Origin of the sequence: Providencia sp. PROV189, assembly GCF_028480065.1 — a bacterium.
Classification (GTDB): Bacteria; Pseudomonadota; Gammaproteobacteria; order Enterobacterales; family Enterobacteriaceae; genus Providencia; species Providencia stuartii.
Genome location: NZ_JAMPOG010000005.1, coordinates 310,946 through 329,905 on the forward strand (window position 1 = coordinate 310,946; position 18,960 = coordinate 329,905).

Below are 18,960 nucleotides of genomic sequence, written 5' to 3' on the forward strand. Positions count from 1 at the left end.
AACTAAAAGCGAAGACATACAGTGAATACACAACAGTTGGCGAAATTAAGAACATCAGTGCCAGAAATGAGAAGAGTCAGGCACATCCATTTTGTCGGTATCGGTGGTGCTGGCATGGGTGGTATCGCCGAAGTGTTGGCAAATGAAGGTTACCAAATTAGTGGTTCTGATTTAGCGCCAAATGCCGTTACTCAGCAACTCACGGCTTTAGGTGCAACTATTTATTTTAATCACCGTCCTGAGAATGTTGAAGATGCGAGCGTAGTCGTTGTTTCGACTGCAATTTCAGCGGACAACCCTGAAATCCAAGCGGCGCATGAATTACGTATTCCTGTTATCCGCCGCGCTGAAATGTTGGCGGAATTAATGCGTTATCGTCATGGTATTGCAGTGGCAGGTACACACGGTAAAACTACGACAACAGCGATGATTTCAGGGATCTATGCGCAAGCGGGCTTAGATCCTACATTTGTTAACGGCGGTCTAGTGAAATCCGCGGGGACTCATGCCCGTTTAGGTAGTAGCCGTTATTTAATCGCAGAAGCTGATGAAAGTGACGCCTCTTTCTTACATTTGCAGCCTTTAGTTGCGGTGGTTACTAACATTGAAGCGGACCATATGGATACTTACCAAGGTAACTTTGAAACCTTGAAAGATACGTTCATCAACTTCCTGCATAACTTACCATTTTATGGTCGTGCGGTGATGTGTATTGATGATCCTGTGATCCGTTCATTATTACCGCGAGTCAGTCGCTACGTGACGACGTATGGCTTTAGTGAAGATGCCGATGTACGCATCGTTAAATATGAGCAAAAAGGTAATCAAGGCTTCTTTACTATTGCCCGTGAAAATATGCCGGAACTGACCGTAGTGCTGAATGCACCGGGGCGACATAACGCTCTGAATGCAACAGCGGCTGTCGCCGTGGCGACGGAAGAAGGCATTGATGATCAGCATATCTTGTCTGCACTGGTTGAGTTCCAAGGTACAGGGCGCCGTTTTGATTTTCTTGGAAACTATTCACTACGTCATGTGAATGGTAAAGAAGGCGAAGTGATGTTGGTGGATGATTATGGTCACCATCCAACAGAGGTTGACGCGACAATAAAAGCGGCAAGAGCCGGATGGCCAGACAAACGAATTGTGATGGTGTTTCAGCCACACCGTTATTCACGTACTCGTGACCTATATGATGACTTTGCCCATGTCCTCAGCCAAGTAGATGTATTGCTGATGCTAGAGGTTTATCCTGCGGGAGAGAAGCCTGTGCCGGGGGCGGATAGTCGTTCATTATGTCGGACGATACGCGGTCGTGGTCAGCTTGATCCAATTTATGTGGCAGAGCCTGAACAAGTTGCACAAATTTTAGCTCAAGCACTTGAAGATAATGACTTAATCTTAGTTCAAGGTGCTGGGAATATTGGTAAAATAGCGCGTAATCTTGCTGAAACAAAATTACAGCCACCCATGGTAGAGGAGTGATTCATGGCCGAGAAAGTCGCGGTGTTATTTGGCGGAACATCTGCTGAACGTGAAGTTTCTCTTCAATCAGGCAATGCGGTGCTTGCTGGTTTACGTCAGGCTGGAATTGATGCGCATCCTATTGATACAAAAGATTTTCCAGTGGTCACTCTCAAGGATGCTGGGTTTGATAAAGTGTTTATCGCCCTTCATGGCCGAGGGGGAGAAGACGGTACAATTCAAGGGATGCTGGAGTTTTTAGGTTTGCCGTACACAGGTAGTGGCGTGATGGCCTCCGCCTTGAGTATGGATAAATTAAGAACAAAGCAACTTTGGGAAGGAGCAGGGCTAGCAGTATCGCCTTATGTTTCGTTGAGTAAATTTGAGTTTAGTTCACTTAAAACTGAAAAAATTGAAGAATTAGTCGCATATCTAGGATTACCACTTATTGTCAAACCGAGCCTTGAAGGGTCAAGTGTAGGGATGAGCAAAGTTGATAATTTAGGTGATTTATCAGCGGCGTTGGCACTAGCGTTTCGTTTCGATGAAACCGTACTGATTGAGAAATGGTTAAGTGGTCCAGAATATACGGTCGCAGTGCTTGGTGAACAAACATTACCATCAATTCGTATTCAGCCTCCTGGGGTATTTTACGATTATGAGGCGAAATATCTTTCTGATGAAACGCAATATTTTTGCCCAAGTGGCTTAGATGCAGGATCAGAAGCGCAGTTATCACAACTTGCGATGCGTGCTTATCAGGCGGTTGGGTGTCGCGGTTGGGGGCGAGTTGATGTGATGCAAGATAGTGACGGTCAATTCTACTTGCTAGAGGTGAATACCTCACCAGGAATGACAAGTCACAGTTTAGTGCCAATGGCAGCGCGCCAAGCAGGTATGGATTTTTCGCAGTTGGTAGTACGTATTTTGGAATTGGCTAACTGATATGTCACAGGCAGCATTGAATGTTCGGCATCATAAGCATAATGATGACAACAACGAGTCAGGGTCAGGCCCAAGTAATGGTGCTTTTCTCGGCGGGTTGATTTTCTTTCTAATGGTTGTGGGAACAATCATTTGGAGTGGCTGGACCGTCATGAACTGGATGAAAGATGCAGATAGGCTGCCAATGTCAAAGTTAGTATTAACCGGAGAGCGCCACTATACCAGCAATGATGATGTGAGGAAGGCGATATTATCTCTAGGGCAACCTGGTACTTTTATGACAGTTGATGTCAATGCCATCCAAAATCAAATAAGTGCGATGCCTTGGATCCGTCAGGTGACGGTTCGCAAACAGTGGCCTGATGAGTTAAAGATACATCTGGTAGAATACGTACCTTACGCACGTTGGAATGACCAAAATATGGTTGATCAGGAGGGGCGAGTATTTAGCCTCCCTGCGAGTGAAAGCAGCAAGGGCAATTATGTGATGCTCTATGGCCCCCAAGGTAGCCAAAAAGAAGTTATAAAAGAGTACATTGAATTTAAAAGAATATTGTCAGAACACAATTTAAAATTGAAATCAGTATCTATGACGGCACGCCATGCTTGGCAACTTATCTTAGATAATGATGTCCGAGTAGAGCTCGGGAAAAAAGAAGTTTTTCAGCGGTTAAATCGTTTCCTTGAACTTTATCCGCTTTTGCAGCAAGCCACAGATAAACGTGTCGACTATGTTGACCTTCGTTATACCAGTGGTGCTGCGGTGGGGTGGGCTCCGCTCCTAGTGGATGCACCACTGGAGTTACAATAATTAATATTGCTAATAACTCAGACTAGGCAGAAGCAAATGATCAAAACGACGGACAGAAAATTAGTTGTAGGCCTTGAAATTGGAACTTCCAAGGTGTCGGCCCTTGTCGGCGAAATTCTGCCCGATGGTATGGTGAATATTATCGGGGTGGGAAGTTGTCCATCTCGTGGAATGGACAAAGGTGGCGTTAATGACTTGGAATCAGTCGTTAAATGCGTGCAAAGGGCGATTGATCAGGCTGAGTTGATGGCGGATTGCCAAATTTCTTCAGTTTATCTTGCGTTATCAGGTAAGCATGTTAGCTGCCAAAACGAAATCGGCATGGTGCCCGTTTCGGAAGAGGAAGTGACACAAGAAGACGTTGACAGTGTTGTTCATACCGCAAAATCAGTTAGGGTTCGTGATGAGCATCGAATTCTTCATGTCATACCACAAGAATTCGCGATTGATTACCAAGAAGGTATTAAGAACCCTGTTGGTTTGTCAGGTGTACGTATGCAAGCCAAGGTACATTTGATTACTTGTCATAACGACATGGCAAAAAATATTGTAAAAGCGGTTGAGCGTTGTGGATTAAAAGTCGACCAGCTGATTTTTGCAGGTCTTGCGGCGAGCTATTCAGTATTGACCGAAGATGAACGCGAACTTGGCGTTTGTGTTGTCGATATTGGCGGCGGAACCATGGATATGGCGGTATACACCGGTGGGGCACTACGTCATACCAAAGTTATCCCTTATGCAGGTAATGTCGTCACCAGTGATATCGCTTATGCCTTCGGTACTCCACCGAGTGATGCGGAGGCAATCAAAGTTCGTCATGGCTGCGCTGTCGGTTCGATAGTGAGCAAAGATGAAACTGTTGAAGTCCCTAGCGTGGGAGGGCGTCCTCCAAGAAGTCTACAACGTCAGACTTTAGCGGAGGTCATTGAACCACGTTACACAGAGCTGTTAAACCTTGTAAATGAAGAAATTTTAAATTTACAGGAACAGTTACGCCAACAAGGTGTCAAACACCATTTGGCAGCGGGTATCGTGCTAACGGGAGGGGCGGCACAAATCGACGGTCTCGTCGAATGTGCTCAAAAAGTCTTCCATACACAAGTTAGGGTCGGTATTCCGCTCAATATTACAGGCTTAACGGATTATGCTCAGGAGCCATACTATTCAACTGCGGTTGGGCTTCTGCATTACGGTAAAGAGAGCCATCTTGGCGATGATACCGAAACGGAAAAACGTGCTTCAGTTAAAGGGTGGTTTAGTAAAATCACAGGCTGGCTGAGAAAAGAATTTTAATTTTTATTCAGAAGCATATTATTAGCTTCGAAGTAAAGCACAAAACGGAGAGACATTATGTTTGAACCAATGGAGCTAACCAACGATGCGGTGATTAAAGTCATCGGCGTTGGTGGCGGCGGCGGTAACGCCGTTGAACACATGGTGCGTGAACGTATTGAAGGCGTGGAATTCTTCGCCGTCAATACTGATGCACAGGCACTGCGTAAAACTGCAGTCGGACAAACAATCCAGATCGGTACTGGTATCACTAAAGGCCTTGGCGCGGGTGCAAACCCAGAAGTCGGTCGCAATGCCGCTGAAGAAGATCGTGAAGCTTTACGTAATGCACTTGAAGGTGCTGACATGGTCTTTATTGCAGCTGGTATGGGTGGTGGTACAGGTACAGGTGCTGCCCCAGTTGTGGCTGAGGTTGCCAAAGAGCTGGGCATCTTAACAGTTGCTGTTGTGACTAAGCCATTCAACTTTGAAGGCAAAAAGCGCATGGCATTTGCGGAATCTGGTATCACTGAGCTATCTAAGCATGTTGACTCATTGATTACGATTCCAAATGATAAATTATTAAAAGTCTTGGGTCGTGGTATCTCTTTACTTGATGCATTTGGCGCAGCTAACGATGTACTGAAAGGCGCTGTTCAAGGTATTGCGGAACTGATCACACGCCCAGGTCTGATGAACGTGGACTTTGCTGACGTACGTACTGTGATGTCAGAGATGGGCTACGCAATGATGGGGTCCGGTGTGGCTCGTGGTGAAGATCGTGCTGAAGAAGCGGCTGAAATGGCAATTTCAAGTCCACTGTTGGAAGATATCGATCTGTCTGGCGCACGTGGTGTTCTTGTCAACATTACCGCTGGTTTCGACCTGCGTTTGGATGAGTTTGAAACGGTGGGTAATACCATCCGCGCATTCGCATCTGATAATGCAACCGTCGTAATTGGTACATCACTTGACCCTGAGATGAATGATGAATTGCGCGTCACTGTCGTGGCTACCGGTATCGGTATGGACAAACGCCCTGAAATCACTCTGGTGAATAACAAGATGTCACAGCAAGCGTCTATGGAGCAGCGTTATCAGCAAATGCAAAATAGCATGTCTTCTCTGACAGAGGAAAAACCAGTTGCTGCGAAAGCGGTGAATGACCAAAATACGCAAGCGAATAAAGAACCTGATTACTTAGATATTCCGGCATTTTTGCGTAAACAGGCCGATTAATTTTAATTAATATTGGATTCTCCGCTTTTTGTGCTAAACTTTCCCGCTGGTTATCTAGTAAGATAATCAGCAGGACGGATAACATTGCGAGAAAAATACGATGATCAAACAAAGGACACTTAAACGTATAGTTGAAGCGACTGGTGTTGGTTTACATACCGGCAAAAAAGTCACGCTTACTCTGCGTCCAGCGGCGGCAAACACCGGGGTCATCTACCGTCGTACTGACCTAAATCCTCCGGTTGATTTTCCGGCTGATGCTAAGTCTGTCCGCGATACCATGTTATGTACTTGCTTAGTCAACGAAGACAACGTGCGTATTTCGACCGTAGAGCATCTGAATGCTGCTTTGGCAGGATTAGGTATCGATAACATTGTTATTGAAGTCAATGCGCCTGAAATCCCGATCATGGATGGCAGTGCAGCACCGTTCGTTTTCTTATTACTAGATGCTGGTATTGAAGAATTGAACAGTGCGAAAAAATTCTTACGTATAAAAGAGAAAGTACGTGTAGAAGATGGTGATAAATGGGCAGAATTTGCACCATACAATGGTTTTAGCCTAGATTTTACCATTGACTTTAATCACCCAGCGATTGATAGCAGCACTCAACGTTATAAGCTGGATTTTTCAGCAGAAGCGTTTGTGCGCCAAATTAGTCGTGCGCGTACATTTGGTTTTATGCGTGATATTGAATATCTGCAATCCCAAGGCTTATGCTTAGGTGGTAGCTTCGATTGCGCTATCGTTGTTGATGACTATCGTGTACTCAACGAAGATGGCCTACGTTTTGAAGATGAATTCGTTCGTCACAAAACTCTCGACGCTATTGGTGACCTATTCATGTGTGGACATAATATTATTGGTGCATTTACTGCATACAAGTCAGGCCACGCATTGAATAACAAACTTCTACAAGCGGTATTAGCAAAAGAATCTGCTTGGGATCTGGTCACATTTGAAGATGAAGCTGAATTGCCGGTGGCATTCAAAGCACCTTCAACTGTTTACGCCTAATCACACTGATAATAGTCAGTGTTGAGTAAGCAGTGATATTACTACCACATATATAATGATGTGTTAGTCTTTTCTGTTGGTTGTACTGGTACTCTCTCCGGCCAGTGCAGCCAGCCGCTCTAATCTCTCTTTTAATCTCTTCGGGCTATTCTCCGCTAAATGCAAAAGTTGTTTTGCCGTTTCTGTACTGATCTTACGTTTATTCGCAACCTGAGCAGTTTTAGCTGTTTGATTATTCAGTGAGCTATTTTCAGCCTTTTTTCGCATGAGAACGGGATTGATTCTGATGTCTATAGAAGATAAAGATGGTAGAATAGAGTTTCGTAATGCAGAAAGTAGCTGAAGTTTTTCGTAATTCAGTCGCGTCATCCAACTTGCGTTAGCAACTTCGATAACCAAAATGCAATTACGGTAGTTTGCTACGCGGCACATGGGCTTTAATTCGCTTGGCAGCAGTGCTTTAACGGCTTTGTTTAGTTTATTAATCGCGATAGCATTACGTTGAATGGTGAGCAAGGGGCTGCGCGTTTTGGCGAGTGACTCCTCAAGAACATCGAACAAAGCTTGTGGGTGGCTATCTCTCATTGTTAGCTCCGTCTAAATAGGTAGGTTTAGTATCTAAGTATACTCTAAATTACCAAGGCTGTAGCAAGGTGCTGTTGGGTGTTTGAGAAAATCGCGCCAACGAGGGCCACAATCATAGAGATTGGTGAGTTATAGCAAGCGGGTATGGTTGGCATGCTGTTAAGCAATCATGAATAAGAATGGTATATTAGAAATATAATATAAGACTTTGATGGGCATTTTAAATCTTTGGCGACAATTTGGTATAAAATACTTTTGGCCGCACCTTTTACTAGGGGTTGTGGCTACGAGCATTGGCATGCCTGGGATTTTAAATGCGTTATCTGATGCTCAGCAAACGCAGTTCAACTCCTCTTCAATTAATCGCCAAAACCAAGCGGTTAATGCGTTTGATAATTTATTTGCTCAGCAAAGCCCTCAGCGCTCCTCATCATCATCTTCTTATTCCGTGAATTACTGGCAGCAGCATGCGGTCAGGAATGTGATTAGGCAATTAACATTCGCTTTTTCAATCTCTGAAGATGATGATGCAAATCAACAAGATGAAAAAAAAGGGCCACTGTTAGCACCTCAAGTCATGCTTGATACGTTGTATGCCATGTTGGCACAACGTTCACTTCAATGGAGTGATAGTTTCGATCAAACTGATCACTATGCTTACCCTCATTTCGTTGCATACCAACCCGCTATTTGGGTTGCTCAGGTACATGGTATCCGTGCGGGCCCTGCTTTCAGTTAATTGTTAGTTTTATTTAAGCATCTGTTCGAGATGCGCTGTATTTATTCAAAATACAGGATTTTACTATTTAGTAATTAACTGAATTACCTGAGAATATATCAATATGTTAACAAAATTATTAACCAAGGTTTTTGGTAGTCGTAATGATCGTACTCTACGTCGCTTGCGTAAAGAGGTTGAAAAAATCAATCGTCTTGAGCCTGAATTTGAAAAATTGAGCGATGATGAGCTTAAGGCAAAAACGCAGGAATTTCGTGATCGCCTAAGCAAGAATGAAAGTCTCGAAAGCTTGATCCCAGAAGCGTTTGCGACAGTGCGGGAAGCCAGTAAACGTGTTTTCGGTATGCGCCATTTCGACGTACAGTTGATTGGTGGTATGGTTCTGAATGAACGTTGTATCGCTGAGATGCGTACAGGTGAAGGTAAAACACTTACCGCGACATTGCCAGCTTACTTGAATGCCTTAACGGGTAAAGGGGTTCACGTTGTTACAGTAAACGACTACTTAGCTAAGCGTGACGCCGAAAATAACCGTCCTTTATTTGAATTTTTAGGTTTAACCGTTGGTATCAACCTTCCGGGTATGCCTGCTGCGCTGAAACGTGAGGCTTATGCGGCTGACATCACTTACGGAACTAACAACGAATTCGGTTTCGACTATCTACGTGATAACATGGCATTTAGCCCAGAGGAGCGCGTACAGCGTAAACTTCATTATGCGTTAGTGGATGAGGTTGACTCCATTCTTATCGACGAAGCTCGTACCCCACTGATTATTTCAGGCCCTGCTGAAGACAGTTCAGAGCTGTATAAAAAAGTTGATAAATTAATTCCTAAGCTAGTGCGTCAAGAAAAAGAAGATTCAGACACTTTCCAAGGCGAAGGTCACTTCTCTGTTGATGAAAAATCACGTCAAGTTACGCTGACTGAACGCGGCTTGGTGCTGATTGAGCAGCTGCTGACAGAAGCAGGCTTAATGGAAGAGGGGGAATCACTCTATTCGCCATCTAACATTATGTTGATGCACCATGTTATGGCCGGCCTACGTGCGCATGCGCTGTTTACTTTGGATGTCGACTATATCGTTAAAGATGGTCAAGTTATCATTGTTGACGAACATACAGGTCGTACAATGGAAGGGCGTCGTTGGTCAGATGGTCTGCATCAAGCTGTTGAAGCCAAAGAAGGTGTTGAGATCCAAAACGAAAACCAAACATTGGCATCGATTACATTCCAAAACTATTTCCGTTTGTACGAAAAACTTGCTGGTATGACAGGTACAGCGGATACCGAAGCATTTGAATTTAGTTCTATCTATAAACTCGATACGATTGTTATTCCAACTAACCGTCCAATGATCCGTAAAGATTTACCTGATCTGGTTTATATGACAGAAACAGATAAATTTGCGGCTATTATCGAAGATATTCGTGAAAGAACACAAAATGGTCAGCCTGTTCTGGTCGGTACAATCTCAATTGAAAAGTCAGAGTTAATTTCTAACGCGCTTAAAAAAGCAAAAATTGAGCATAACGTATTGAATGCTAAATTCCACGCCTTAGAAGCAGATATTGTTGCAAACGCGGGTCAAGCGGGAGCAGTAACTATCGCAACTAACATGGCAGGTCGTGGTACCGATATTATGTTAGGTGGTAGCTGGCAGACAGAAGTTGCTGCTTTAGAATCGCCAACTCAAGAGCAAATCGATGAAATTAAAGCACGTTGGAAAGAGCGCCATGATGCCGTTCTTGCCGCGGGTGGTTTGCATATCATTGGTACAGAGCGCCATGAATCCCGCCGTATTGATAACCAGTTACGTGGTCGTGCGGGTCGTCAAGGGGATGCCGGTTCTTCTCGCTTCTACTTATCAATGGAAGATGCGCTTATGCGTATTTTTGCGTCTGATCGTGTCACAGGCATGATGCGTAAATTAGGTATGAAACCTGGTGAGGCGATTGAGCATCCATGGGTAACCAAAGCGATTGCTAATGCCCAGCGTAAAGTAGAAAACCGTAACTTTGATATTCGTAAGCAACTTCTTGAGTACGATGATGTTGCGAGTGACCAACGTCGTGCTATTTATAGTCAGCGTAACGAATTGCTCGATGGTGGTGACATTAAAGAAACCGTGGATAGCATTCGTGAAGATGTCTTTACGGCAACAATCGATACTTATATTCCACCGCAATCACTAGAAGAAATGTGGGATATTGAAGGCCTACAAAAACGACTGGTGAGTGACTTTGATTTAGATTTACCCATTAAAGAGTGGCTGGATAAAGAACCAGAGTTACATGAAGAAACGCTTCGTGAGCGTATAATGGAAAAAGCCATCGAAGTCTATCAGAAGAAAGAAGAGATTGTTGGCGCAGAAATGATGCGTAACTTTGAAAAAGGTGTCATGCTACAAACGTTAGATACGTTGTGGAAAGAACACTTAGCTTCGATGGACTATTTACGCCAAGGTATCCATTTACGTGGTTACGCACAAAAAGATCCGAAACAAGAATATAAACGTGAATCTTTCAACATGTTCGCGAATATGCTTGAATCGTTAAAATATGAAGTAATCAGTACACTTTCTAAAGTGCAAGTTCGTTTGCCTGAAGAAGTTGAAGCTTTAGAGCAACAACGTAAAGAAGAAGCTGAGCGTTTAGCTAGAAGACAACAGTTAAGCCATGAAGCTGGCGCTGAATCATTGATGTCTGAAGCGGAAGCGCAAATAGCAACACAAGGTCATAAAATTGGTCGTAATGACCCATGTCCTTGTGGTTCAGGTAAAAAATACAAACAGTGTCATGGTCGGTTAAAATAATTAATTATTACATCAAACAAGGCGGGGTAACCCGCCTTTTTAACGAAGAAATTATGGAAAAAAAACACCTTTATATCGCTGCTGGAATTATTCGTAATAACGCGCAAAAAATATTTATTACAGAGCGTCCAAGTGGAACGCATATGGCCGGTTTTTGGGAATTTCCCGGGGGAAAACTGGAAAACGGCGAACAACCGCAAGATGCACTTATCCGTGAACTAGAAGAAGAAGTTGGCATTATCGTCACTGAATGTGAGCTTTTTCATTGTGTCGAACACGAATTTGATGAACGTTATGTCACTTTATACTTCTTTATGGTTTCAGATTGGGAAAATGAACCTTATGGGAAAGAGGGACAAAAAGGGCGTTGGGTCGATCAAAAAGACTTGGTCGCAAGTGAATTTCCTCCAGCTAACCGAGTGATTATTGATATGTTAAACGCAGAAGATATTCACTGAGATTAAGTTAGGGGTTGTTGACGATAAACCGGGGCCGTATCCCAAGGTAAACAGCCATATTAGTGTTTTCTTGTTCGTGTAGAAAAATATCATTACTAGCTTATAGCAGCAGGATATTTATCAAAAATGCTTTATATCTCAATCTATCTCAGAGGAATGATTGGGATATAAAGCTCATCACTCATGTTGCTACTGGTCGGGCTGTTCGCTCCAGTTATCGCTGTCAGAAATATCCCCTTGGCTGGTAATACGCTTTTCTTCAGCAGCCCATTCACCTAGGTCAATGAGCTGACAGCGTTTACTGCAAAAGGGCCGATAAGGGCTTTCTTCACCCCAAACCACAACTTTTTGGCAAGTTGGACAATTAACTTCAATTTTCTCAGTCATTTATTACTACCCCTTATTAGCAGCAGGATAATTCAAAGGCCATCGTTGTGGGTACAATACCATTTTCACTGTCAATGTGAAGAAAACGGATAGCAAATCGCGTTTTATGACCTGAAATCTGAGGGAAAATTAATTTATCGCTGGATAACTTCACTCTTAATAACTCTTTGTCTTCAACACTATCTTGATAAAAACCATTATGGCACTCTTTTAGCTCAAAAGCGCCTGCGTGGCGGATTAAGCTCAAGATAGTATCTAATGCATCTTTGAGTGGCATGAGACTCTTTAGCCACTCGCTAATAGCCTGATCTTTTTGTTCTTGTGGCATATGAAGCCATAACTGTAATGTGGGCAGATCGAAACTACAGCATCCACCAGGGATACTTAAGCGCTGGCGCACCATACTAATAATTTTGTCATTTCGTAATTGTTGACCAAATCTAGGCGCCGCGGTGATATTGGTAATCTTAGCCGCAAGATCATCAAGAAGTGTTGAGATCAACTGGTTGTCTGCATTTGGAGCCTCGGCCCATGCAGCTAAACGCTTACGCTGTTTTTCTAGCTCTTTGATCAGATCAGAGCGTACTTCACCTCTATCAAGGATTTCAATTAATTCTGAAACTGAGCGGAAAAAGGCAATACCAGAGGTATAGGATGTAATGTGACTAAGCTCATAAACCTGTTGTAATAGTGTTTCGAGCCTTAACCATGAGCGAATTTTTTCATTCAATGGATACTCGTAAGTGACGAAGTTTACAGTGTTTGATTCACTCATATTTATTTCCTATTTTTGCTGTTGTGCTAACGTCATATACTTTTCGTGCAATGTGGCTACCTTTTCAGCTATGTTTAATTCACCATCATGGTTTGTAATAACATCATCAGCTTGTAGTAAACGGTTTTCTCTGCTGGTTTGGGCTTTCAAAATATTCACTACATGCTCTTCACTCACATTGTCTCTTTGTACCGTGCGTAAAATTTGTTCTTCAGGGGTGACATCAATAACCAGCACCCGATTGGCAAGATGAGCGAGTTTATTTTCAAATAACAGAGGTACAACCCATAACACATAAGGGCTATCGGCCTGCTGTAATTGTTGTTGTGTTTCTTGATGAATTAAGGGATGAAGTAGGGCATTTAGCCATTGTTTCTCGGCGACATCAGAAAAAATAATTTCCCTAAGACGTTGTCGATTGAGAGAGCCATCAGGTTGAATAATGTCTGCGCCATAACGAGAGGCGATAGCTTCAAGGGCTGGTGAGCCAGGCTCGACGACTTTTCTGGCAATAATATCAGCATCAACTAGCGGTATTCCTAGCTTGGCAAAGTGATTCGCAACGGTTGTTTTACCGCTACCGATCCCCCCTGTTAATGCAACAATATAGCTCATATTCTTCTTCATTCTATTGAAAAATAGTAGGTTACACGGATTTTTTTGATTTGTCTTCACTCACAAGATAATACGCACGGTAGGTTTACTGATCTTAACATCCGCAAGTAGTTTTATAGCATAAATAGGCAAAATGCTATCCTATAATTAAGCCATTAAATCCCTGTTATAACATTTCCTAAATTGAAGATAGGGAGGTACATTGCCACCATAATAGTTCCAACGAGGAATGCCATTAGCAATAGTAAGATAGGTTCGAGATTCTTTAATGACTTTTCAGTTAAGCTAGTATGTTGCGTTGAAAAATGTGTAAATAAATACTGTAAGAAGTGAGGAAGCTGACCAGACTCTTCTGCAACAGCGATTAGCTGATGCACAATACTTGGAAAGAAAGCGCTGTTTTTAACGGCAGCAGATAATGACTCCCCTTTTAAAACAGCATGATATACAGAAAGGCTTTCTTTTTTATACAACGGATTATGCAGCGTATCCGCTGTACATTTTAAACATTCTGTTAGTGGCAAACCCGCTTGGAGTGTTGAGGATAAGGTTAAGAAAAAGATATTCAAGTTACTATTTTTGATTAATTTTTTGATAGGTGGAACATAAAATAGCAACGTAATAATGAATCTTACGGTATTCGCTTTAAATTTCCAAATCAGTAATGAAATAATTAGCGTTATAAGTAAAAAATAAGGAAAATAATCAGTGACCAAATTAGATAAATAGATCATGATTTTTGTGATTAAAGGAAGCTCGTGTTGAAAACTTTGATAAATAGTTTCAAATTGTGGTAACACATAAACCAACATAATGAAGATTAATGCGATAGAAAATAATGTTAATACAATAGGGTATCTAAGTGACTTAGTGATTTTTTTCTTTGTCTCTTCATTGTGTTTTAGCATACCTGCAATGATTTTAAAGTTATTTTCATAATTTCCGGTTTTTTCTGCGACGCTTATTAAACTGATTATGGTGGGGGTGAAGATGTCAGGGTGTTTTCTTAAGCTATCAGAAAACCGATTGCCTTTCTTTAAGTCAGTGATCGTCGATGTGATAATCTTTTGCCAAAATGGTGAGTGTGTATTTTTTTGCAAAATATATAGACTTTGGAGTAAATTAATACCGGATGATACGAGGGAATTTAGTTGATAGAAAAAATGCGTTCGGTAGTTAATATTGGCCGCGTTGAGAATGAATATGGCTTTTAAACGAATATGAAGTGGAGTTTGTTCCGCTTCTAAGAGTTCAATAAAGGCTGATTTTTTATTTTTAGAAATAATAAAATCTTGGACAATATTATTATCATGAGATAAAGCGGTATAAGAATAGATAAACATTAAATAATCTCCCCTGTCCCTGTAATAGCATAGAGCTCTTGTAATGTGGTTTCACCTGCTTCAATTAAGTTCAATCCATCCTGAAAAAGTGTTTGAAAATGAGTGATACATTGTTTTCCATGCTGAAAAATCTCAGTCAGTGCATCTTGCCCTAGATACTCATATATGGCGGTTCTCCCCATAAACCCTGCAAAACAGAGATCACATCCCGTGGATGACCACTCTTTAATCGTTTTATTGTCGCTAATTTGAGTATTTTTAGGGTGTGTGACTTTACAGTTTGGGCATAATCGGCGTACCAGCCTTTGTGCAATCACCATTTTTAAGCAAGAACTCAATTGGGATTGACTCACACCTAATTGCGCCATCCTTTCAATGGCGCTAAATGTGCAATTGGTATGTAGAGTTGATAAGACTAAATGGCCTGTTTGTGCGGCTCTGGTTGCTATTTGTGCCGTTTCTTCATCTCGAATTTCTCCTACCATGATAATATCAGGATCTTGCCGGAGTAAGGCTCTTAGTATGTGAGCGAAACTCAAGCCATATTTATCGTTTACTTGAACTTGGTTAATTCCAGATAGTGGGATCTCAATAGGGTCTTCAATGGTAGATATGTTACGTGAAGATTGGTTGAGATACTCTAATGCACTATAGAGCGTGACGGTTTTCCCACTGCCAGTCGGGCCAGTGACAAGAATTAAGCCCTGTGGTTGCAATAGCTCTTTTTTTAAACTTAATAGCAAATTATTGTGCATCCCTATTTGTTCTATAGAATACTTTAGCTGGGTGCTAAGTATCCGTAGAACCAATTTTTCACCATATAATGTTGGTATCGTTGACAGGCGAATACTGTAATTATGCCCTTCGAAATGCCAACTCATTTGCCCATCTTGTGGTAATCGCTTCTCTGCAATATTCAATTTGGCAACTATTTTTATTCGAGCAATAATTTCATTATTGATTTCGAGAGGTGGTGAAGGAATAAAATAGAGCTTGCCATCTACACGTAAACGGATTTTTATCCCTTGTTTTGATGGTTCGATATGAATATCAGATGCGCGTTTTCTTACCGCTGTTTTGAGCATATTCTCTACAAAATCGACGGCGGGTGAACGTGTATCTAGCTGCTCGGCGCCATTAGGTTGATAGTTTGTTTCTGGCTCTTGGATCTCCTCATATTTTTTATTGAAGTAATGATCAATCTTTTCTTTCGGCCAAATGTCATAGCATACTGGCACGCTAGCAATAAAACGTAAAGTAGCAAGTATATTGTCATCTGGCTTTTTAGGTACACCTATAGATAATCTTTTATGATTATAATCAACAATAATAATATAGTGTTTATCACAAATACTTTTTAATTCTTTAAATATAAAATCTCTTTCCCTGGTGCTATTCATAAACTTACCTTATATTAAAAGATGAAGGTATTTTCACATAATGCTTTTAATTTACTGTCACTATCATGTTCGCAGGCTACTTGCCATTGGAATGGTGAACTATCAGTAGGGATAATTGGGGTTAAAGTCACAGAGAGATTGGCAAGACTCTTATCGGCTATAAAGTTAATAATGCCTGACTTTACATCTATTGTTTTGATATATTTTCCTTTTATATTATTAGGAATATTTTCACTTCCTGCATTACAGCCAGTTAATGAGCTTTTATTAAACGCACAAATTTCAATATTATTCTTATATGGTAAAACTGTTTGTAATACATCGGTTATTGCCGCTTTTTGCATATAACCTTGATATCCCGGTATTGCAATAGCACTTAATATAGAAATTATTGCAATGACAACCATTATTTCAATTAAAGAAAATCCTTGTTGATTCATATAGCCTCCTTGTTGAGTGAGGAGGTATCTTAAATTGTTCCATTTGATTATTTAATCTCTTCAAACCCTGCATACGAGCACCTACGAAAAATTAAAATAAAAAATGTATCGTATTACATTTTCTTGGGAGAAGACTCGCAAAGGTAAATATGGTGGACAATAAAATATCGCGTTAATGAGAAAGTATGATAAAACTAATGAGTAGAAGCGGGGGAAGTAGGGGCTATTTTAGAGAGAATGCTATAAACCTCGCGCAGTGTGGATTGGGATATAAGATGAAAAAAACTAAAGGGCTTTAAAGAGTAATCCATCGTTGAACATGACTGACAATCCACATCCGGCATAAGGGAATTATAGGGGGCAATAGCTGAGCTTGTCGTATCAGCCGACAAAGAGCAGTCTTATCCGTCATATCGGCAGTTGCGGGCCGAAAAGTGGAAAGCTTCGCGGTTTATGGCGAGGGGTAGTCATTGTAGAGACTTAAAAGAGTCCATCTAAAGTAGGTTTAAACAGAGATAAGGCACTCAGTTAAGTCGGTTGCACTATAAATTATATTATCTTTTATGTTTTAACAGGGCCTTGAATTGTTGCCAATCAAAATAAGGGCCGGGATCTGTTTTACGGCCGGGGGCAATGTCGCTGTGACCGGTGATGTTATCTTGTAATTCAGGGTATAGCTCAATAAGAGCATGTGTCAGTTTTACTAGCGAATTGTATTGTAGAGGCGTGAAAGGCTCAAAATCCGTGCCTTCAAGCTCGATCCCAATTGAAAAATCATTACATTTTTCTCTACCCTTATAAAGGGATTGCCCTGCGTGCCAAGCTCTTAAATGAAAAGGAACATATTGAATAATCTCGCCATCACGGCGAATTAAACAGTGGGCTGAAACACGAAGGTGTTTGATTTCATCAAAAAAGGCATGCTCTGTTGGGTCGAGTGTTCCAGTAAAAAGCTGGTTGATATAAGGCCCACCAAATTGGCCGGGGGGTAAGCTAATATTATGGATAACTAACAGGGAAGGGATAACGTTCTCAGGGCGCTCATCATGGTGTGGTGAAGGGATATGAGTCACATTTTGTAGCCAGCCATTATGTATTTTTATCTCTGGTAGCATAGTATTCCCGTTTTATTACTCGCTTATATTCGTTATCTTGAGTTGAGAAGATTAGCATATACACAAAATTATTCGAGATGTATGTTTGTAGCGGTGGTTCTATTTTCATACCCAAGCACATTGAGTTGTATGTACTGTAATAGCTTAGATGATTGGGCGATAGCAAGATGAATAACGTGCGCCATAAGGCTTGATACATGATGGGTATAGATAGCAATGGGCACAAGAAATTTATTGGAGTGGATTGATGGCGACGAGGCGTTATAGCGAAGAACAAAGACGTGAATTATTGCTTGAAAGGTTAAATAGCGATATTCCATTTATAGTAAGCCACGCGTTAAAAGAAGATCTTGGGCAAACAGTTGATTTTAAGCAAGATATTACGGGGCAGCTTTTACAACCTACTTCACAAGCTAAAGCGCGTATTATTACACGGGAAGAAGGCGTTTTTTGTGGACAAAAATGGTTAGAAGAAGTTTTTAGCCAGCTTGGTGGGCAAGTTAGCATTGTATGGCATGTGAATGATGGAGATAAGGTTGCGCCAAATCAGCTGCTTTGTGAAATGTCAGGGCCTTCACAAGTATTACTCACTGGAGAAAGAACGGCATTGAACTTTATCCAGACATTGTCTTCTGTTTCTACTGTAACTGCTCAGTATGTGGCGAAAATTGAAGGCACAAGAACCAAATTATTAGATACACGTAAAACGATCCCCGGTTTAAGAAGTGCTCTTAAATATGCGGTACTAATGGGTGGAGGTTTTAATCATCGTCTTGGTTTATCAGATGCTTATTTAATTAAAGAAAACCATATCATTTCGGCAGGCTCTGTTGCTCAAGCAGTGGCGTTAGCGAGGCAAGCTCATCCGGAAGTTCCTATTGAGGTTGAAGTTGAAGATTTAACTGAATTACTTCAAGCATTAAAGGCGAATGCAGACATTATTATGCTTGATAATTTCACTGTCACGATGATGAAAGAGGCTGTTGTACTGACAGCGGGTAAAGCCGCTCTCGAGGTGTCTGGTGATGTTACATTAGATACTATCAGAGAATTTGCGGAAACTGGGGTTGATTTCATTTCTGTTGGTGCATTGACGAAACATATTAGAGCGATGGATCTTTCAATGCGTTTTATTGAAGAAAAATAAGCAATATAGCCAGGACTCCCATCGCTAACCTAGTGCCCGATGATGGCTGCATTTAGCAACAACAGAATAAATATTAACCATCATAACTCCCCCTTTCTCATAACAAGAAAGGGGGAAGAGATTTTCTGTTTATTTAGTCACAACAGTGGGCATTTTGCCTTGATTCATGTATGGCAGCAGTAATAGCAAATATGAAAATTGAGAGCCGTTAGCTTAACAAATTCACCTTATTACGCTGTGCATAAAGCTAAAACGTGGGAGTGATAGACCAACGCTTTTTACTCAGAAAGGTGGGTTTTGAGTATGGCCTTGATATTAGCTTGTTGATTGCTAGCTAACGAAAATAAATATTGGAGCGATAGGCCGCGAAAGCGAGCATCGCCGTCTCATGC

The 18,960-nt window shown here is 41.5% G+C and carries 18 protein-coding genes; 10 read left to right on the forward strand and 8 right to left on the reverse strand.

The features are described 5' to 3' along the window. Positions 1-21 precede the first annotated feature (21 nt). From murC to lpxC, 6 genes are all read left to right on the forward strand, one after another. Positions 22-1,485, forward strand: coding sequence for a UDP-N-acetylmuramate--L-alanine ligase (gene murC / locus PR833_RS05410; protein WP_036941184.1), 1,464 nt, complete (start codon positions 22-24; stop codon positions 1,483-1,485). Between the two features lie 3 nt (positions 1,486-1,488). Continuing rightward, complete coding sequence (locus tag PR833_RS05415) at positions 1,489-2,409, forward strand: D-alanine--D-alanine ligase (protein WP_004921904.1); 921 nt, start codon at positions 1,489-1,491, stop codon at positions 2,407-2,409. A 1-nt stretch (position 2,410) separates the two neighbouring features. After that, positions 2,411-3,220, forward strand: coding sequence for a cell division protein FtsQ (ftsQ, locus tag PR833_RS05420; protein WP_004921902.1), 810 nt, complete (start codon positions 2,411-2,413; stop codon positions 3,218-3,220). Between the two features lie 36 nt (positions 3,221-3,256). Further along, positions 3,257-4,513 (forward strand): cell division protein FtsA, encoded by a 1,257-nt coding sequence (gene ftsA / locus PR833_RS05425; RefSeq protein WP_004921898.1) that lies wholly within the window; start codon positions 3,257-3,259, stop codon positions 4,511-4,513. A gap of 57 nt (positions 4,514-4,570) precedes the next feature. Further along, positions 4,571-5,731, forward strand: coding sequence for a cell division protein FtsZ (gene ftsZ / locus PR833_RS05430; RefSeq protein ID WP_014656415.1), 1,161 nt, complete (start codon positions 4,571-4,573; stop codon positions 5,729-5,731). A gap of 100 nt (positions 5,732-5,831) precedes the next feature. Beyond that, positions 5,832-6,749 carry a UDP-3-O-acyl-N-acetylglucosamine deacetylase gene (gene lpxC, locus PR833_RS05435; protein ID WP_004921892.1) on the forward strand — a complete coding sequence of 306 codons (918 nt, stop codon included), beginning with the start codon at positions 5,832-5,834 and terminating at the stop codon, positions 6,747-6,749. Between the two features lie 63 nt (positions 6,750-6,812). On the opposite strand, the gene PR833_RS05440 is transcribed toward lpxC, so the two are convergent. Next, complete coding sequence (locus tag PR833_RS05440) at positions 6,813-7,334, reverse strand: DUF721 domain-containing protein (protein ID WP_004921887.1); 522 nt, start codon at positions 7,332-7,334, stop codon at positions 6,813-6,815. A gap of 211 nt (positions 7,335-7,545) precedes the next feature. Between PR833_RS05440 and secM the strand changes: the two genes are divergently transcribed. The 3 genes from secM to mutT all read left to right on the forward strand — a co-directional run bounded on the left by secM (position 7,546) and on the right by mutT (position 11,346). Continuing rightward, the gene (secM, locus tag PR833_RS05445) at positions 7,546-8,073 is read left to right on the forward strand and encodes a secA translation cis-regulator SecM (RefSeq protein WP_014656414.1); all 528 of its coding nucleotides are present in this window, start codon (positions 7,546-7,548) and stop codon (positions 8,071-8,073) included. A 103-nt stretch (positions 8,074-8,176) separates the two neighbouring features. Continuing rightward, on the forward strand, positions 8,177-10,888 hold the full coding sequence (secA, locus tag PR833_RS05450) for a preprotein translocase subunit SecA (RefSeq protein ID WP_004921881.1): 2,712 nt from the start codon (positions 8,177-8,179) through the stop codon (positions 10,886-10,888). 53 nt (positions 10,889-10,941) lie between these two features. Next, positions 10,942-11,346 (forward strand): 8-oxo-dGTP diphosphatase MutT, encoded by a 405-nt coding sequence (mutT, locus tag PR833_RS05455; RefSeq protein WP_040133346.1) that lies wholly within the window; start codon positions 10,942-10,944, stop codon positions 11,344-11,346. Between the two features lie 189 nt (positions 11,347-11,535). Here mutT and yacG read toward each other — a convergent pair whose 3' ends face one another. From yacG to ampD, 7 genes are all read right to left on the reverse strand, one after another. Then, entirely contained in the window at positions 11,536-11,733 is a 198-nt protein-coding gene (yacG, locus tag PR833_RS05460; protein WP_004921873.1) for a DNA gyrase inhibitor YacG, read from the reverse strand. Positions 11,734-11,749: 16 nt separating this feature from the next. Beyond that, positions 11,750-12,508 carry a cell division protein ZapD gene (gene zapD / locus PR833_RS05465; protein WP_060560869.1) on the reverse strand — a complete coding sequence of 253 codons (759 nt, stop codon included), beginning with the start codon at positions 12,506-12,508 and terminating at the stop codon, positions 11,750-11,752. A 9-nt stretch (positions 12,509-12,517) separates the two neighbouring features. After that, on the reverse strand, positions 12,518-13,123 hold the full coding sequence (gene coaE, locus PR833_RS05470) for a dephospho-CoA kinase (protein ID WP_014656411.1): 606 nt from the start codon (positions 13,121-13,123) through the stop codon (positions 12,518-12,520). A 155-nt stretch (positions 13,124-13,278) separates the two neighbouring features. Beyond that, on the reverse strand, positions 13,279-14,466 hold the full coding sequence (locus PR833_RS05475; RefSeq protein ID WP_060560871.1) for a type II secretion system F family protein: 1,188 nt from the start codon (positions 14,464-14,466) through the stop codon (positions 13,279-13,281). After that, positions 14,466-15,866: an ATPase, T2SS/T4P/T4SS family gene (locus PR833_RS05480; protein WP_004921861.1), complete on the reverse strand. Its 1,401-nt coding sequence runs from the start codon at positions 15,864-15,866 to the stop codon at positions 14,466-14,468. Before PR833_RS05480 ends, PR833_RS05475 begins: the two co-directional genes overlap by 1 nt. 14 nt (positions 15,867-15,880) lie before the next feature. After that, positions 15,881-16,306, reverse strand: a complete 426-nt coding sequence (gene ppdD / locus PR833_RS05485; protein WP_272525947.1) for a prepilin peptidase-dependent pilin — start codon at positions 16,304-16,306, stop codon at positions 15,881-15,883. Positions 16,307-16,860: 554 nt separating this feature from the next. Then, on the reverse strand, positions 16,861-17,409 hold the full coding sequence (ampD, locus tag PR833_RS05490) for a 1,6-anhydro-N-acetylmuramyl-L-alanine amidase AmpD (protein ID WP_116820419.1): 549 nt from the start codon (positions 17,407-17,409) through the stop codon (positions 16,861-16,863). A 259-nt stretch (positions 17,410-17,668) separates the two neighbouring features. On the opposite strand from ampD, the gene nadC reads away from it, so the two are divergent. Beyond that, positions 17,669-18,568: a carboxylating nicotinate-nucleotide diphosphorylase gene (nadC, locus tag PR833_RS05495; RefSeq protein ID WP_004921849.1), complete on the forward strand. Its 900-nt coding sequence runs from the start codon at positions 17,669-17,671 to the stop codon at positions 18,566-18,568. Positions 18,569-18,960: the final 392 nt, after the last annotated feature.

Bases quoted from the DNA above. Each gene is read 5' to 3' on its own strand.
- PR833_RS05415 (WP_004921904.1), top strand. From the start codon at position 1,489: ATGGCCGAGAAAGTCGCGGTGTTATTTGGCGGAACATCTGCTGAACGT.
- ftsQ (WP_004921902.1), top strand. From the start codon at position 2,411: ATGTCACAGGCAGCATTGAATGTTCGGCATCATAAGCATAATGATGAC.
- ftsA (WP_004921898.1), top strand. From the start codon at position 3,257: ATGATCAAAACGACGGACAGAAAATTAGTTGTAGGCCTTGAAATTGGA.
- ftsZ (WP_014656415.1), top strand. From the start codon at position 4,571: ATGTTTGAACCAATGGAGCTAACCAACGATGCGGTGATTAAAGTCATC.
- lpxC (WP_004921892.1), top strand. From the start codon at position 5,832: ATGATCAAACAAAGGACACTTAAACGTATAGTTGAAGCGACTGGTGTT.
- PR833_RS05440 (WP_004921887.1), bottom strand. From the start codon at position 7,334: ATGAGAGATAGCCACCCACAAGCTTTGTTCGATGTTCTTGAGGAGTCA.
- secM (WP_014656414.1), top strand. From the start codon at position 7,546: ATGGGCATTTTAAATCTTTGGCGACAATTTGGTATAAAATACTTTTGG.
- secA (WP_004921881.1), top strand. From the start codon at position 8,177: ATGTTAACAAAATTATTAACCAAGGTTTTTGGTAGTCGTAATGATCGT.
- mutT (WP_040133346.1), top strand. From the start codon at position 10,942: ATGGAAAAAAAACACCTTTATATCGCTGCTGGAATTATTCGTAATAAC.
- yacG (WP_004921873.1), bottom strand. From the start codon at position 11,733: ATGACTGAGAAAATTGAAGTTAATTGTCCAACTTGCCAAAAAGTTGTG.
- zapD (WP_060560869.1), bottom strand. From the start codon at position 12,508: ATGAGTGAATCAAACACTGTAAACTTCGTCACTTACGAGTATCCATTG.
- coaE (WP_014656411.1), bottom strand. From the start codon at position 13,123: ATGAGCTATATTGTTGCATTAACAGGGGGGATCGGTAGCGGTAAAACA.
- PR833_RS05475 (WP_060560871.1), bottom strand. From the start codon at position 14,466: ATGTTTATCTATTCTTATACCGCTTTATCTCATGATAATAATATTGTC.
- PR833_RS05480 (WP_004921861.1), bottom strand. From the start codon at position 15,866: ATGAATAGCACCAGGGAAAGAGATTTTATATTTAAAGAATTAAAAAGT.
- ppdD (WP_272525947.1), bottom strand. From the start codon at position 16,306: ATGAATCAACAAGGATTTTCTTTAATTGAAATAATGGTTGTCATTGCA.
- nadC (WP_004921849.1), top strand. From the start codon at position 17,669: ATGGCGACGAGGCGTTATAGCGAAGAACAAAGACGTGAATTATTGCTT.